Source organism: Sphingomonas sp. Leaf28 (assembly GCF_001421685.1).
GTDB lineage: Bacteria > Pseudomonadota > Alphaproteobacteria > Sphingomonadales > Sphingomonadaceae > Sphingomonas > Sphingomonas aurantiaca.
The window spans coordinates 188,652-203,674 of sequence record NZ_LMKX01000009.1 but is presented as its reverse complement, the minus strand read 5'-3'; the positions used below and the strand labels follow the sequence as shown (position 1 = coordinate 203,674).

Here is a 15,023-nt window from a genome sequence, read left to right as displayed (position 1 = left end):
CGCGCGTCATGCGGGCACCGGCGAATTCGGGACTTGCGAAAGACTGGCGAGCGTCACGCCGGCGAGCGCACCGCGGACCGCGCCGTTGACCGCGTTCCAGTGCGGCTTCACCTTGCACGTCTGGTCGATGCAGCAATCCTGCGCCGCGCCGTCGACGCATGCGGTCAGCGCGATCGGGCCCTCGACCGCCTCGATGATGTCGGCCAGCGAGATCGACGCGGGCGGGCGCGACAGGCGGAAGCCGCCGCCGGTGCCGCGCGTACTTTCGATCAGCCCCGCCGCCGATAACCGGCTCACCAGCTTCTGCACGGTCGGCAGCGGCACGCCGGTCTCCTCGCTCAGCAGCGTCGCGTTCAGCCGCGCGATGCCGCCACAATGACGCGCCGCGGCGCTCATCATGACGACCGCATAGTCGGCTAGGCTGGAAAGACGCATGGTACTTCGTGAGTCCAATCGGACCGATATGATCCGATTGCGCAAATGGGCTCTGCGGGAGTCATCGTCAACCCGTCGGCGCGTGCTAACGACTCGCAACTGGGGCGGGATTTTCGCGCGCTTTTGACCTGAGCGCGAACCGGTGCGAAGAGCGCGCATGGCCTTCTACCACCCGCTTCTCTTCCGCCTCGACGCCGAACGCGCGCATGGCCTGACGATTGCCGCGCTCGCCGCATGGGGCAAGGCGGGCACCCCGCTCGCCCCCAGCGTTCCCCGGCTTGCGACCACCGTGGCGGGGATCGCGCTTCCCAATCCGGTGGGGCTCGCGGCGGGCGTCGACAAGGACGGGCGTGCGATCGACGGGTTCTTCGGGCTGGGCCTCGGCAGCGTCGAGATCGGCACGCTCACGCCCCTGCCCCAGCCCGGCAACCCCAAGCCGCGCATCTTCCGCCTTCCCGAAGACCGCGCGGTCATCAACCGGCTCGGTTTCAACAATGGCGGCCTCGATGCGGCACTCGTCCGGGCGAAAGCCTATACGCGTGGCAAGAGCGTGCTCGGCATCAACGTCGGCGCCAACAAGGACGCGATCGATCGCACCGCGGATTACGTCCACGGCGTCACCCGCGCCGCGCCGCACGCCGATTATATCACGATCAACATCAGCTCCCCCAACACGCCGGGCCTGCGCGATCTGCAGCACGGCGCGGCGCTGCGCGACCTGCTTGCTGCCTGTACAGGTGCGAAGGGCACCACGCCGATCTTCCTGAAGGTCGCGCCCGACCTCGAGCCCGCGGACATCGACGACATCGCGCGCGCCGCGATCGACAACCGCATCGACGCGCTGATCGTCAACAACACGACGATCACCCGCCCCGGCTTGCGCTCGGCCAATGCGAAGGAAACCGGCGGGCTGTCCGGCGCGCCCCTCGCCCCGCTCGCCCGCCAGCGCCTCACCGACTTCCGCACGGCCACCGGCGCGGCGATCCCGCTGATCTCGGTCGGCGGCATCGGCAGCGGTGCGGAGGCCTATGCACGGCTCCTTGCGGGGGCGAGCCTCGTCCAGCTTTATACCGCTTTGGTCTATGAGGGTCCGGGGCTGCCGGCGCGGATGCTGCGTGAGCTGGACGCGCTGCTGACACGCGACGGCTTCGCGAGCGTTGGCGACGCAGTAGGGGTCGACGCGCGCTGACACCCCCTTCCGTCATCCCAGCGAAAGCTGGGATACAGAGCCGCGCAGGCCGCCCTGTGTGGCTCTGGATCCTGGGTTGAGCCCAGGATGGCGGGGGAATGTACGACGACGCCTTGCCTCCTATTCGAACCGCGTTAGGTTCGCGCGCGATGAAGACTTCTCTCCTAGCGCTCGCCCTCCTAGTCCCCGCCGCCACCGAGGCGCGCCAATCCACCCCCGCCCCGGCGAAGGACCAAGGCATGGTCAGCGCCGCCGACCCGCGCGCGGCGGCGGCCGGCGTCGAGATCCTGCGTGCAGGCGGCAGCGCCACAGATGCGGCGATCGCGACGATGCTCGCGCTCAACGTCGTCGAACCGCAAAGCTCGGGGATCGGCGGCGGCAGCTTCTGGGTCAGCCACGCGGCCAGCGGCGCGCTCAGCACGATCGACGCGCGCGAAACCGCGCCGGCCGCCGCCGACGCGCGCTGGTTCTACGCCCCCGACGGCACCCCGCTCAGCCATCGCGACGCGGTCCCCGGCGGTCGCAGCGTCGGCATCCCCGGCGCGCTCCGCGGCATGGCGCTCGCGCACCGCGCGTCGGGCAAGCTCCCCTGGGCGCAGTTGTTCGCGCCCGCGATCCGCCTTGCGACCAACGGCTTCCAGGCCTCGCCGCGCCTCGTCAACGGCATGTCGGCCTATGGCGACCACATCACGCCCGAGACGCGCAAACTCTTCTCTGCGCCCGACGGCACGCCGATCGCGATCGGTGCGACGATCAAGAACCCAGAACAGGCCGCGCTACTCCAGCGGATCGCGACCCAGGGCCCCGACAGCTTCTATGTCGGCCCGCAGGCGCAGAAGATCGTCACCGCGGTCAACACCGCCGCGCGCAACGCGTCGAAGATGACGACCGGCGATCTCGCCAGCTACGACGCCAAGAACCGCCCGCCCGTCTGCATCAAATATCGCGTCTACCGCGTGTGCGGGATGGGCCCGCCCTCGTCGGGCGGCATCACCGTGCTGATGATCCTCAAGCAGCTCGAACGTTTCGACATGGGCAAGCTCGGCAAGGACAGCGCGCAGGCGTGGCATCTGTTCGCCGAGTCCTCGCGGCTCGCTTATGCCGATCGCGACCTGTACGTCGGCGATCCCGATTTCGTCCGCGTGCCGGTGACGGGCATGCTCTCCTCGGGCTATCTGGCGTCGCGCTCTGCGCTGATCTCGCCCACGACGACGATGGCGAGCGTCGCGCCCGGCACCCCCCCCGGCGCCCCTGCCCGCGTCCGCGCGCCGGTCAGCGAAGTTCCCGGCACCACCGACCTCGCCGTCACCGATGCGCGCGGCAACGTCGTCGAGGTCACGACCACGGTCGAGGGGTATTTCGGTTCGGGGATCACCGTCGACGGCACCGTGCTCAACAACCAGCTCACCGATTTCGACATCGTCCCCGAGAAGAACGGCGCGCTGGTCGCCAACCGGGTCGAGGGCGGCAAGCGGCCGCGCAGCTCGATGTCGCCGACGATCGTCTATGGCCCCGACGGCAAGGTGCGCCTCGCGGTTGGCGCGGCGGGCGGCTCGACGATCATCGCGCAGGTGGCCAAGGCGATCATCGGCGTGGTCGACTGGAAATTGTCGGCGCAGGACTCGATCGCGCTCGGCCTGATCTATGCCCCCGGCCATGTCGCCGCGGTCGAGAAGGGCACCGAGCGCGAGGCGATGGTCCCGGCGTTGCAGGCGCTCGGCGAAACCGTGCAGGTCGCGGCACTCGGCCTGAAGGCGAACGCGATCGAACGCGTCGGCGGCAAATGGGTGGGCGCGGCCGATCCGCGCAGCGAAGGCGTCGCTATCAGCGAGGACGGCACCGTTTCGCAGATCCAGCGTGTCGGCAAGCTGCAACGCGCGCCCGAATGACGATCCGCGTATCGTTCAGCTAGGCTGCGGGCGTCGGCATGGGGTGACGCGACACGAAACCGGACGCTAAGGGCGGCGCATGACCATATTACTCACCGGCTCAAGCCGCGGCATCGGCGCGGCGATCCATCGGGCGCTGACTGACGCTGGCGCCTCCGTCATCGGGCATGGGACCGCGAGCGGCATCCCCGCCGACTTCGCCGATCCGGCAGGCCCCACGGCGTTGTGGAACGCTGCACTGGAGCAGGCGGGCGGCGAGATCGACGTGCTGATCAACAATGCGGGGGTGTTCGAGGCCAGTCCGCTCGGTGACGACGACTGGACCGAGCAGTGGGAGCGGACGATGCGGATCAACCTGACCGCATCCGCCGAGCTGTGCCGGTTGGCCGTGCTGCACTGGCAAGCACGGGGTGTCGGTGGCCGGATCGTCAACATCGCCAGCCGCGCCGCCTATCGTGGCGATTCGCCGGCGCACTGGCATTATGCCGCGTCGAAGGCGGGGATGGTGGCGATGACCAAGACGATCGCACGAGGCTATGCCCGCGAGGGGATCCTGGCGTTCGCGGTGTGTCCCGGGTTCACGATGACCGGGATGGCGGACGACTATCTGTCGAGCCGCGGGGGCGATGCGTTGCTGGCGGATATTCCGCTGGGGCGGGTCGCGGCGCCCGAAGAGGTGGCTGCCGCTGCGAAGTTTCTCGCGTTGGAGGCTCCGGCCTCGATGACGGGATCGGTGGTCGACGTGAATGGAGCGAGCTATGTCCGATAGCTGGAAGCTGACTCTGCCCTGTACGCGTGCGGAAGCGGAGGCGATCGATGCGAGCGACGACCTCGGTAACGCGATCCCGGGCGACGCCGTGTTGATGACGACCGAGGAGATCGAGGACGACGTCGAATCGTGGCGGCTCGATGCGTATTTCGAGCATGAGCCTGCGGCCGACACGGTCGCGGCGGTGCGTGCGCTGGTGCCGAGCGCGGCGGGGGCCGAGATCGCGGTCGAGCGGTTGGGCGATGCCGATTGGGTGACGATGAGCCAGGCGGGGCTCGAGCCTTTGTCGGTCGGGCGGTTCTTCGTGCATACCGGCGCGCATGCGGGCGCGGTGCCGGCGGACAAGCGCGCGTTCCTGATCGAGGCGAGCCGCGCGTTCGGGACCGGGCATCACGAGACGACCAGCGGGTGTCTGGCCATGCTCGACGGGATGGCGGACGCCGATTTTGCGAACGTGATCGATATCGGGACGGGGACCGGGCTGCTCGCCTTCGCCGCGGCGCATCTGTGGCCCGAGGCGGCGGTGATGGGAACGGATATCGATCCGGTCTCGATCGACGTCACGCGCGAGAATGCGGATCTGAACGGGGTTTTCGGGATCGAGCTGATCGTGGCGGATGGTACGCTCGACGACGCGATCGTGGCGAAGGCGCCGTATGATCTGGTGATCGCGAATATCCTGGCCGGGCCGCTGGTGTCGATGGCGCCGGAGATCGCGTCGATTGCTGATTCAGGGGCGACGATCGTGCTGGCGGGGTTGCTGGAGACGCAGCGGGCCGGGGTCGTGGCGGCATATGAAGCTTGCGGGTGTTCGCTCGAGGCGGTCGACCGGCGGGGGGATTGGAGTGTGCTTCGGTTGAAGGCGGGGGCGGTGCGGTTTGTGGCCGATGGGCCGTTCGATCCGAAGGGGCGCGATGGGTGGGCTTTGGATATCTGAAGCGCGCGGATATTTAACGACTGCCCTGCCCCGGCAGAAGAATAGTCCCCCGCAAAGGCGGGGGTCCAGTCTGGGCCCCCGCCTTCGCGGGGGAACATGGTGGGAAGGGTGCCCTCACCCACCACCAACACCACCCCGGCGGAGGCCGGGGCCCAATTGGGAGGGTGGTGCGGCTCTATTTCAAAGGTTCGCCCAATTGGGCCCCGGCCTTCGCCGGGGTGGTTGTTAAGGGCGGGGTGATGGCTAAAAATACGACGCTTATGCCGTCTCGGTGGGCACTTTCGCGGTCGCGTAGTCCTGCGTTCCCTCGGTCAGCACGACATCGCCTGGCTCGATCTGCGCGACGGGGATGTCCGGCAGCGCTTTCAGTTCCTCGTACAACGGCGCGAAGTCGGTCTCGACGGTCAGCCGCAACAGCTCGTCGAAGCTGGGGATGACGAAGTAGTTCTGCTGGAAATCGTCGATCCGGTATTCGGTCCGCATCACGCGCGCGAGGTCGAGCGCGATCCGGTTGGGGCTAGGATCGTCGAGCGCGAACCGCGTTTCCGCGTAGCTGGAGACGATCCCCGAACCGTAGATGCGCAGGCCCTCGGGTTCGGCGATCAGTCCGAACTCGACCGTGTACCAATAAAGCCGCCCGAGATATTTCAGCGCGTCGAGCCCGAGCGCGCGCTGGCCGCCGCGGCCATAGGCGGCGAGGTAGTCGGCGAAGACCGGGTCGGCGAGCATCGGCACGTGCCCGAACACGTCGTGGAAGACGTCGGGCTCCTGGAGATAATCGAGCTGGTCGGGGCGACGGATGAAGTTGCCCGCGACGAAGCGGCGATTGGCCATGTGGTCGAAGAACACGTCGTCGGGGACGAGGCCGGGGACCGCGACGACCGACCAGCCGGTGAGCTTCATCAGGCGTTCGGACAGCTCCTCGAAATCGGGGATGCCGGGTTTCGAGAGCTTGAGCACGTCGAGCCCGCGCAGCCAGGCGTTCGACGCGCGCCCGGGGAGCAGTTTCGACTGGCGCGCGAACAGCGTGTCCCAGGTCGCGTGATCCTCCGCGGTATAGGCCGACCAGTTTTGCGGGATCGTCCAGTCGGGAGCGCCTTCGGGCGGCGTGCTCAGCACGTGCGTTTCTTCTGCCATGCGCATCGTCTAGCATGACGGAATGAAGACGGAAATGCGCGCGATTAGGCTGATTTTAGGGGGTATCGCGGCAGTGTTGGCGCTGGTCGCGAGCTATGCCGTCGCGGGTCTGGTGGGAGGCGCTATCCCGAGCAATCGTGACTGGGCGCCGCCTGCGCACGGGATCCGCATCTTCGTCGAAAGCAACGGGGTGCATACCGGGATCATCGTGCCGAAGGTCGCGGCCGGGGTCGACTGGCGCGGCGTGGCGCGCGCGGAGGACCTGCGCGATCCGCGGTTTGCGGGGTATGATCATGTGGCGTTCGGGTGGGGCGAGAAGACGTTCTATCTGGAGACGCCGACCTGGGCCGAGGTGAAGCTGCGGACGGTGCTCGCTGCTGCGACGGGGAGCACGCGGACGTTGATGCATGTCGAGCATCTGCCGGCGCCGCGGGCGGGCGACGGCGCGCGCGAGATCGTGGTGACGCCGGCGCAGTATCGGCGGCTGGCGGCGTATATCCGCGCGAGCTTTCGCGACGGGGGTGCGCGGTATCGGGGCTATGCGGGATATGACGCATTTTATGACGCTAACGGCCGGTATGATGCGGTTCGGACGTGCAACAGCTGGACGGGGGATGCGCTTCGGTTTGCCGGGGTACGGGTCGGGGCTTGGACGCCATTTCCGGTTACGGTGATGGGATGGTTCTAGCGTAGTTTGTTCTCCCGCGAAGGCGGGAGTCCAGACTGGGCTCCCGCCTTCGCGGGAGAACAAGGCCGTGAAGGGCACCATATCCTGGGTCGCAACCCCGGCGGAGGCCGGGGTCCAGTTGGGGGACGTTGGCAACGAAGGACTGAGTGCCGTTACCTCTGTTTCCCAACTGGGCCCCGGCCTTCGCCGGGGTGGTGGCAGCTTCGTGGTATAAAGGGAGCTTAGTTCCCCGCGCGATACCCTTGGTATTGGCCGCATTCCGAACGCTGCGGGTCCTTCCTGCACCGCTTGGCGAGTTCCTTGCGCTGCTTGCCCTCCTCGGCCTCCTGCTTGCGCATCTTGCGGCCGTAGTTGCGGTCCGATTCTTCCTGGCTGGTCGTCGTCCAGTCGACCGCCTTGCCGGCGACCTGGAACGGCGCCTTCACGATCGAAGTGGCGGTGCTGATACAGCCGCTGACGAGGAACGGCAGGACGGCCAGCACGGGAAGGACTTTACGCATTTACTTCACTCCTGTGCGCACCCTGTCGCGCGCCTGGGCACCGTATAGCGGAAAGTCGGTGAAGAAACCGTCGATACTTTGGGCAAGCCCGGCGTCGATCTCGCCCGCAATATCGCCATGTGCCGCCGGGTCCGCGCCGCGGCGGAAGCGTTCGGGTTCGAAATAGTTTTCGGCGCGGTAGGTCCAGGGGTGCACGCGCAGCCCCGCGGCATGCGCGTCGGCGACCAGCGTCGTCGGTGTCGCGCCGGACCAGAGCATCTCCTTGCCCGGGCCGATCCCATAGGCATAGGCCGCGACCGCCTTCAGGCCGTCGGGCGTGATCATCGCCTTGTAGCTCGGCTGCGCGCGATCGGCGGGGGCGCCCTGCCCGTCCATCAGCTGGATCAGCCGGATCTTGGTCATCATATGAAGCCGCTGGAGGTTCTTCACCTCGAACGACTGGATGAAGACCGGTGCCTTGGCCGAATCCCAGCCTGCCTCGCGCAGTTCGGCGACCAGCTTCGCGTCGGTGGGGTGACCGATGCTCGCGAAATAGGTCGGGTGCTTGGTCTCGGGATAGATGCCGATCGTCCGGCCCGTCTCCTTGGTGCGGCGCTTGGCGAGCGCGATGATCTCGGCGAGCGTCGGGATCTCGAACTGGCCGTCAAACGCGGTGTTCGCGGGCCGCAGCTTGGGCAGGCGCTCCTTCGCGCGGAGCGTCTTCAGCTCGGCCAGCGTGAAATCCTCGACGAACCAGCCGGTCATAGCCTGGCCGTCGATCGTCTTGGTGGTTTTGCGGGCTGCGAACTCGGGATGATCGGCAACGTTGGTAGTATCCGCAATGTTGTTCTCGTGCCGCGCGACGAGCACGTCGTCCTTGGTCGGGACCAGATCGGGCTCGATGAAGTCCGCCCCCTGGTCGATCGCGAGCGAATAGGCGGCCAGCGTGTGCTCGGGTCGCAACCCGCTCGCGCCACGGTGCGCGATAACGATCGGGGGCGATAAGGGGTGCGAGTCCGGGGCCATGGCAGCAGCTTGCCCGCTCGCGGCAATGAACGCCAGCGTACCAAGGCGTGAGAGCCAGTCGCAATAGGAAACCATTGGTCGCATCGGCGTTCAGTCCTCGTATTTCCAAAATTCCCAGCGCTAAACCAGGGGTCCTCCCATGCATTTCACGATCAATGGTCAATCATATGACGCAGAGCCCGATATTCGTACGTCGGTGCTTGATCTATGTCGCGAACATCTCGGGCTGACGGGCTCGAAAAAGGGTTGTGACCATGGCCAGTGCGGGGCGTGCACCGTCCTGATCAACGGGCGTCGCGTCAATTCCTGCCTGACGCTCGCCGTCATGCACCAGGACGACGAGATCACGACGATCGAGGGCATCGGCCAGCCGGGCAATCTCCATCCGCTGCAGGACGCGTTCGTGCGGCATGACGGCTATCAGTGCGGCTATTGCACGCCGGGGCAGATATGCTCGGCAGTCGGCATGCTCGACGAGGTCAAGAAGGGCTGGGCAAGCCACGCATCGGGCGACCTGACCGATCCGAAGTTCGACGATGCCGAGATCTCGGAACGGATGAGCGGCAACCTCTGCCGTTGCGCCGCCTATCCGAACATCGTCGATGCGATCCGCGAAGTCGGCGACACCGCGCCCAAGGGCCGGTCCGCGGACGAAAAGGACGCCGCGATGGACGCCAATGCGCGCGGGGAGCTGGTAGCATGAAGACCTTCACCTACGAAAAGCCCGCAACCCCCGAGGCTGCGGCGCAGGACGCCGGAACGACCGGCGCGAAGTTCATCGCCGGCGGCACCAATCTGCTCGACCTGATGAAGCTGCAGGTCGAGACGCCCGACAAGCTCGTCGACATCAGCCGCCTCGATCTCGCGAAGATCGAGGAGCGCGGGGATGGCGGGCTGACGATCGGTGCGCTGGTGCCGAACAGTGATCTCGCCGCCGATCGCCGCGTCGTCGCGAAGTACGAGGTGCTGAGCCGCGCGTTGCTCGCCGGCGCGTCGGGGCAGCTGCGCAACAAGGCGTCGACCGGGGGCAATCTGCTCCAGCGGACGCGCTGCTATTATTTCTACGACACCGCAGCCGCGTGCAACAAGCGCGAGCCCGGCAGCGGCTGTTCGGCGATCGGCGGCTTCAATCGCATCCTCGCGATCCTGGGTACCAGCGAGCACTGCATCGCGACTCACCCGAGCGACATGGCGGTGGCGATGCGCGCCCTCGACGCGACGATCGTGACGCTGAAGGCGGATGGCGATCGTCGACGGATCTCGATCCACGAGTTCTACCGCCTGCCGGGCGACACGCCGCAGATCGAGAACGCACTCGAAGCGGGTGAGCTGATCACGCATATCGAGCTTCCGGCCCCGCCGAAGGGCAAGCAGGAGTATCGCAAGGTGCGCGATCGTGCGTCTTATGCATTCGCGCTCGTATCGGTTGCGGCCGTAGTCGACGTTCAGGACGGCGTGATCGCGTCCGCCTCGCTCGCATTCGGCGGGCTCGGGCCGATGCCGTGGCGCAATCCGGCGGTCGAGGCGGCGTTGGTCGGCAAGGCGCCGTCGGACGAGGCGTTCGAGGCTGCGGCCACTGAGCTTCTCGCCGATGCCAAGGGCTATGGCTCGAACGACTTCAAGATCCCCCTCGCCCGTCGCACGCTGATCGCGACGCTGCGCACCGTAACGGGAGCATAAGCATGTTCGGTTTTGGAACCACCAACAGCCTGACGATGGACAAGCCGCATCCGGATAGTCTTCTGGATACGGGCGTCCAGGGCGTCATCGGCAAGCCGCTCGACCGGATCGACGGCCCGCTGAAGGTCACGGGCACCGCGACCTATGCGGCCGAATACCAGTTCGACGACATGGCCTATGGCGTGCTCGTCGGCACGAAGATCTCGGCGGGCAAGATCGTCTCGATCGACGTAGACGCCGTGAAGAGCATCCCCGGGGTGCTCGACGTCGTCACCGACTTCGACCAGTTCATCCGCGTGTCCGCACAGGGCGGCGCGACCGATGCGCCGACTCAGGGCGTCAAGGACATCGCATTCTTCGGCCAGATCGTCGCGATCGTGCTCGCCGAGAGCTTCGAGGTCGCGCGCGATGCGGCGGCGCGCTTGCCGATCGTGTATGACGAGGCCGAGGGCCAGTACGACTTCGCCGCGCACCGCGACGAGACACGGACCCCGCCGGACGACGCAGCGCCTGCGCATTTCAAGCAGGGCGATGTCGATACGGCGATGGCTGAAGCAGCCGTGACGGTTGACTCAACCTATGTCACGCCGAGCCAGAATTCGGCGGCGATGGAGCCGCATGCCTCGACCGCGGTGTGGGAAGAGGACGGCTCGCTGACGCTGTACGGCGCCTACCAGATGCCGACGTCGGACGCGCAGCAGCTCGCCAAGTCGCTCGGCCTGTCGGCGAAGAAGGTCCGGATCGTCGCACGCTATATCGGGGGCGGGTTTGGGTCGAAGCTCGGCATCGCGCCCGAGAGCGTCGCGGCGGCGATCGCGGCGAAGCAGCTTGGCCGGCCGGTCAAGGCGGTGATGGCACGCCAGCAGGTGTTCGAGGCAACCGTGCGGCGCTCGAATACCGAGCAGCGCGTGCGGCTCGCGGCCAATGCCGAGGGCAAGCTGACCGCGATCGGGCACGAGACGCTTGCGTCGAACCAGTCGACCGAGGATTATTTCGAGCCCGCCGGCATCGGCACGCATCTGCTGTACGGCGGCGAGAACCGGTTGATCACGCATGATCTGGTCGATGTGAACCTCGTCCTGTCGGGCTCGATGCGCGCACCGGGCGAGGCCGTCGGGATGCTCGCGCTGGAAGGCGCGATGGATGAGCTCGCGGAAAAGCTCGACATGGATCCGATCGAGCTGCGCAAGCGCAACGATCCGAAGATCGACCCCGAGAAGGACGTCCCCTATTCGTCGCGCAACCTGACCCGCGCGCTCGACGAGGGTGCGGCGAAGTTCGGGTGGGACAAGCGCCAGAAGGCCGGCACGCGTCGCGAGGGCGAGTGGCTGATCGGCATGGGCGTCTCGTCCGCCGTGCGCGGCAACATGATGATGGAATCGTCCGCCAAGGTCGAGATCCATCCCGACGGCTCGGCAACCGTGTCGTCGGCGATGACCGACATCGGTACGGGCAGCTACACGATCCTCGCGCAGATCGCGTCGGAGATCCTGGGTATCCCGGTCGCCAACATCACGATGTCGCTGGGTGACACCAACGATCCCCCCGCAGCGGGTTCGGGCGGGTCGTGGGGCGCGGCCTCGTCTGGTACCGCGGTGTATCTCGCCTGCGAGATGCTGCGCGGGAAGCTCGCCAAGGCGATGGACGTCGAGGAAGACGGCCTGACGCTGAAGGACGGCAATGCGATCGGCGACAACCGCTCGACGCCGATCGGCGAACTGGTCGGCAAGGGTCTCGAAGCGACCGGGCATATCAAGCCGGGCAAGCAGGAAAAGGAGACGTCGCAGGCAGGGTTCGGCGCGCATTTCGCGGAGGTCGCGGTCAACGTGATCACCGGCGAGACGCGTGTGCGGCGGATGCTCGGGTCGTTCGCGGCGGGGCGTGTGCTCAACGCGAAGACCGCGCGGTCGCAGTGCCTCGGCGGGATGACCTTCGGGATCGGCACCGCGCTGACCGAGGACCTGATCCACGACACGCGGACCGGCAAGCTGGTGAACCACGATCTCGGCGAATATCATGTGCCGGCCAATGCGGACGTGCCGCAGATGGACGTGCATTTCGTCGACGAGCGCGACATCCATGCCAACCCGATCCACGCCAAGGGGATTGGCGAGCTGGGGATCTCGGGTGCGGGCGCTGCGGTGGCGAACGCGGTGTATAACGCCACCGGAATCCGGGTGCGCGAGTTCCCGATCACGCTCGACAAGTTGCTGGATCAGTTGCCGGCGGTTTGAACCGTCCTGTTCCCCCGCGAAAGCGGGGGTCCAGGAGCCTCGGAGGATAACGCTCGTTACCCTAGATTCCCGCCTTCGCGGGGAAACAGCTTACGGGAGCGCGTAACTCCAAAACTACCGCCCCGGCGAAGGCCGGGGTCCAGTTGGGGAACGAAGGTAGCGCGGGGTTGGTCTCCGTTATCAAAACCTTTCCACCTGGACCCCGACCTTCGCCGGGGTGGCGGCTGGGAGGGGGGGCGTCCGAGCTTTCGGCCTCGTCAAACGTAGCCGCCACACCCATATCTCCCCCTCAACCCGAGGATGCCAGAATGAACGAACACGTGATGGATGCGGCGTTTCGGCCGGCGGGGCTTGGCCGTGCCAAGCAGGGCGTTCTCGGGCTCGGGCTGGACCGGATCGAGGGGCCCGCAAAGGTTACCGGCGTTGCGGATTATGCGTATGAGGGCACGCCCGAGGGCATCGCCTATGCCGCGATCGTTGGCACCCCGGTTGGCAGCGGGCGCATTCTCGCGATCGACGTGAGTGCGGCCGAAGCGTTGCCCGGCGTCATCGCGGTCCTTCACGGCGACGCGCGCATGCCCGCGGGCGAGTCCAATTCGCGCGCGATGCCGCTGTTCGATACCGACGTCATCCTCCACCTCGGTCAGCCGGTTGCGATCGTTATCGCCGAGGACCAGGCGATCGCGCGGGATGCCGCGGCGCTCGTCGTGGTCCGTACCGAAGCGGGCGGGGACCGCTTCGACGTCGAGGCGCAGCCGGTCGATACCAAGCCAGAGATTGGCTTCCTCGCCCCCGTCGACAACGGCGATCTCGACGCGGTGATGGCCGATGCGGCGGTGACGTTCGACCGGACCTACACGACCCCGGTGCATTTCCCCGCCGCGCTCGAACCGCATGCGACCACGGCGTGGTGGGAGGACGGCAAGCTGACCGTGCGTACCAGCAACCAGGTCATCGGCGGCGCGCGGAAAACGATCGCCAAGGCGCTCAAGATCGATGCGGACTCGGTGCGCGTGCTCGCGCCTTATGTCGGCGGCGGGTTCGGCGGGAAGACTGGGGTCGGCGCCGAGGCGATCCTGGCGGCGATCGCGGCGGAAGTCGTTGGGCGGCCGGTCAAGATCGCGCTGCCCCGCCGCCAGACCGCGTACATGGTCCACCACCGCTCGCACACCACGCAGCGGATCCGGATCGCGGCGGACAAGGATGGCGTGATCCTCGGCATGGGGCATGAAAGCGTCGTCGCGCAGAACGACGATGGCGAGTTTCTCGAGCCGGTGCCGTTCGGGACGCTGCCGCTGTACCGGGGCGAGGCGCGGCGGTTCAAGACCGATCTCGTCCGCGTCGACCTGCCCGCGAGCGGTGCGGTCCGCGCGCCGGGCGAGGCGGTCGGTACGTTCGGCGTCGAGTGCGCGATGGACGAGCTGGCCGAGCAGCTCGGGCTCGATCCGGTCGAGTTGCGGCGGCGCAACGAGCCCGAGACCGATCCGGTGACCGGCAAGCCCTTCTCCACGCGGCGGATGCTCGATTGTTACGACCAAGGTGCCGAGCGGTTCGGCTGGCCCGCCATGCTGCCCGCGCCGGGATCGGTGCGCGAGGGCGAGTGGCTGATCGGAATCGGCATGGCGGCGAGCCTGCGCGGCAACTTCACCGTCGAGGCGCAGGCGCGCGTGCGGCTGGAGGCGGACGGCCGCGCGACGGTCGAGTGCGACATGACCGATATCGGCACGGGGACGTACACGATCCTCGCGCAGACCGCGGGCGAGATGCTGGGCTTGCCGGTGGCCGACGTGACCGTGCGGCTGGGCGATACCGACTTCCCGCCGAGCGCGGGGTCGGGTGGGTCGTTTGGCGCGGGCAGTGCTGCATCGGCGGTCATGCTCGCGTGCGAGGATATCCTCGGCGAACTCGCGCTGCGGATGAATGCGGCGCCCGAAGAATTGAGCCTGCACGATGGCTGCGTGAGCGCGGGCAGTCGGCAGGTGGCGCTGGCCGATCTCGTCCGCGGCGAGCCGATCGTCGCGATGGGCAAGACCGGGCCGGGCAAGGAGAGCAAGCGCACCAGCCAGGCGAGCCACGGCGCGCACTTCGTCGAGGTGGCAGTGAACGCGGTGACGGGCGAGACGCGCGTGCGCCGGATGCTCGGCGTGTTCGATGTCGGGCGCGTGCTCAACCGCAAAACCGCGACGAGCCAGATCACCGGCGGAATGGCGTGGGGGATCGCCTACGCGCTGAGCGAAGAGGGGATCGTCGACACGCGGACGGGGGCGTTCGTGAACCCCGATTTCGGCGAATATCACGTCGCGGTGAACGCCGATATTCCGCAGCTCGAGGTGCATTTCATCGAGGAGATCGACGATTCCGCCAATCCGGCGGGCGCCAAGGGGGTCGGCGAGCTTGGTATCTCGGGCGCGGGTGCGGCTGTGGCTAATGCGATTTATAACGCGACGGGGGTCCGGGTGCGCGACTTCCCGGTGACGCTCGACAAGCTGTTGGCGGGATTGCCGGCCGTCTGATCCTCCCCGGCACGGGGAGGGGGACCGCGCCTCTTGGCGGGGTGGAG

General features: G+C 67.3%; 13 protein-coding genes. 9 read left to right on the top strand and 4 right to left on the bottom strand.

From position 1 onward, the window contains the following. Window positions 1-6: 6 nt before the first annotated feature. Window positions 7-435: an SUF system Fe-S cluster assembly regulator gene (locus ASE79_RS14040; RefSeq protein WP_055878185.1), complete on the bottom strand. Its 429-nt coding sequence runs from the start codon at window positions 433-435 to the stop codon at window positions 7-9. A 157-nt stretch (window positions 436-592) separates the two neighbouring features. Here ASE79_RS14040 and ASE79_RS14035 point away from each other — a divergent pair, with 157 nt between their 5' ends. From ASE79_RS14035 to ASE79_RS14020, 4 genes are all read left to right on the top strand, one after another. Next, window positions 593-1,624 (top strand): quinone-dependent dihydroorotate dehydrogenase, encoded by a 1,032-nt coding sequence (locus ASE79_RS14035; protein WP_056417789.1) that lies wholly within the window; start codon window positions 593-595, stop codon window positions 1,622-1,624. A 149-nt stretch (window positions 1,625-1,773) separates the two neighbouring features. After that, the gene (gene ggt / locus ASE79_RS14030) at window positions 1,774-3,513 is read left to right on the top strand and encodes a gamma-glutamyltransferase (protein WP_200910386.1); all 1,740 of its coding nucleotides are present in this window, start codon (window positions 1,774-1,776) and stop codon (window positions 3,511-3,513) included. Window positions 3,514-3,592: 79 nt separating this feature from the next. Then, complete coding sequence (locus ASE79_RS14025) at window positions 3,593-4,282, top strand: SDR family NAD(P)-dependent oxidoreductase (RefSeq protein WP_056417783.1); 690 nt, start codon at window positions 3,593-3,595, stop codon at window positions 4,280-4,282. Continuing rightward, window positions 4,272-5,219 (top strand): 50S ribosomal protein L11 methyltransferase, encoded by a 948-nt coding sequence (locus tag ASE79_RS14020; RefSeq protein WP_056417780.1) that lies wholly within the window; start codon window positions 4,272-4,274, stop codon window positions 5,217-5,219. Before ASE79_RS14025 ends, ASE79_RS14020 begins: the two co-directional genes overlap by 11 nt. A 258-nt stretch (window positions 5,220-5,477) precedes the next feature. Here ASE79_RS14020 and phhA read toward each other — a convergent pair whose 3' ends face one another. Continuing rightward, entirely contained in the window at window positions 5,478-6,356 is an 879-nt protein-coding gene (phhA, locus tag ASE79_RS14015; RefSeq protein ID WP_056417777.1) for a phenylalanine 4-monooxygenase, read from the bottom strand. Window positions 6,357-6,378: 22 nt separating this feature from the next. Here phhA and ASE79_RS14010 point away from each other — a divergent pair, with 22 nt between their 5' ends. Further along, window positions 6,379-7,044, top strand: coding sequence for a TIGR02117 family protein (locus ASE79_RS14010; RefSeq protein WP_235516942.1), 666 nt, complete (start codon window positions 6,379-6,381; stop codon window positions 7,042-7,044). A 221-nt stretch (window positions 7,045-7,265) separates the two neighbouring features. Here the strand turns inward: ASE79_RS14010 and ASE79_RS14005 are convergent, their stop codons facing one another. Together ASE79_RS14005 and ASE79_RS14000 are read right to left on the bottom strand one after the other, a co-directional pair. Continuing rightward, window positions 7,266-7,544 carry a hypothetical protein gene (locus tag ASE79_RS14005; RefSeq protein ID WP_056417775.1) on the bottom strand — a complete coding sequence of 93 codons (279 nt, stop codon included), beginning with the start codon at window positions 7,542-7,544 and terminating at the stop codon, window positions 7,266-7,268. Then, complete coding sequence (locus ASE79_RS14000) at window positions 7,545-8,549, bottom strand: glycerophosphodiester phosphodiesterase (protein WP_056417773.1); 1,005 nt, start codon at window positions 8,547-8,549, stop codon at window positions 7,545-7,547. Window positions 8,550-8,688: 139 nt separating this feature from the next. Here ASE79_RS14000 and ASE79_RS13995 point away from each other — a divergent pair, with 139 nt between their 5' ends. The 4 genes from ASE79_RS13995 to ASE79_RS13980 all read left to right on the top strand — a co-directional run bounded on the left by ASE79_RS13995 (window position 8,689) and on the right by ASE79_RS13980 (window position 14,976). Then, window positions 8,689-9,252, top strand: coding sequence for a 2Fe-2S iron-sulfur cluster-binding protein (locus ASE79_RS13995; protein WP_082445319.1), 564 nt, complete (start codon window positions 8,689-8,691; stop codon window positions 9,250-9,252). Continuing rightward, on the top strand, window positions 9,249-10,229 hold the full coding sequence (locus ASE79_RS13990) for an FAD binding domain-containing protein (RefSeq protein WP_056417772.1): 981 nt from the start codon (window positions 9,249-9,251) through the stop codon (window positions 10,227-10,229). The genes ASE79_RS13995 and ASE79_RS13990 overlap by 4 nt, the downstream gene beginning before the upstream one ends. A gap of 2 nt (window positions 10,230-10,231) precedes the next feature. Then, entirely contained in the window at window positions 10,232-12,463 is a 2,232-nt protein-coding gene (locus ASE79_RS13985) for a xanthine dehydrogenase family protein molybdopterin-binding subunit (RefSeq protein ID WP_056417771.1), read from the top strand. 308 nt (window positions 12,464-12,771) lie between these two features. After that, entirely contained in the window at window positions 12,772-14,976 is a 2,205-nt protein-coding gene (locus ASE79_RS13980) for a xanthine dehydrogenase family protein molybdopterin-binding subunit (RefSeq protein ID WP_056417769.1), read from the top strand. The last annotated feature ends 47 nt before the right edge of the window (window positions 14,977-15,023 follow it).